This window comes from Shigella sp. FC1544, from assembly GCF_001722145.1.
Classification (GTDB): domain Bacteria; phylum Pseudomonadota; class Gammaproteobacteria; order Enterobacterales; family Enterobacteriaceae; genus Escherichia; species Escherichia coli.
Genome location: NZ_MECT01000383.1, coordinates 1 through 663, shown reverse-complemented (window position 1 = coordinate 663; position 663 = coordinate 1). Strand labels below are relative to the sequence as shown.

General features: G+C 53.2%; 2 pseudogenes. Both read left to right on the top strand.

Going from position 1 to position 663, the window contains the following annotated elements:
• A pseudogene (locus BGK49_RS29640) lies at window positions 1–91 on the top strand (IS5 family transposase); the annotation flags it as partial.
• 114 nt (window positions 92–205) lie between these two features.
• Window positions 206–663 (top strand): annotated as a pseudogene (locus BGK49_RS16725) (IS630-like element IS630 family transposase); the annotation flags it as partial.

Below are 663 nucleotides of genomic sequence, written 5' to 3'. Positions count from 1 at the left end.
CGCCACGCGTTACGACAAAACGGCGAGAAATTACCTGGCGATGGTGAAACTGGGCTGCATCCGACTCTTTTATCAACGCTTACGTAATTAAGGGACACAGCCTAAATAGCTGCGCGGAATAGTAGATCCCTTTGAGGGAACTTAGCCCGGATTGTGCGATCTGATCAATCGCCAAATCAAAACAAATCACCAACCGGACTGAGCAATGCCGATCATAGCACCAATTTCCCGTGACGAACGACGCCTGATGCAGAAAGCCATCCATAAAACACACGATAAAAATTATGCCCGCAGACTGACTGCCATGCTGATGCTGCACCGGGGCGACCGTGTCAGCGACGTTGCCAGAACGCTCTGCTGCGCCCGTTCCTCTGTTGGACGCTGGATTAACTGGTTCACGCAGTCGGGTGTTGAGGGACTGAAATCATTACCTGCCGGGCGTGCCCGTCGCTGGCCGTTTGAGCATATCTGCACACTGTTACGTGAGCTGGTAAAACATTCTCCGGCGACTTTGGCTACCAGCGTTCACGCTGGAGTACAGAACTGCTGGCAATAAAAATCAATGAGATAACCGGTTGCCAGTTAAATGCCGGAACCGTTCGCCGCTGGTTGCCGTCTGCGGGGATTGTGTGGCGAAGGGCTGCGCCAACTCTGCGTATCCGT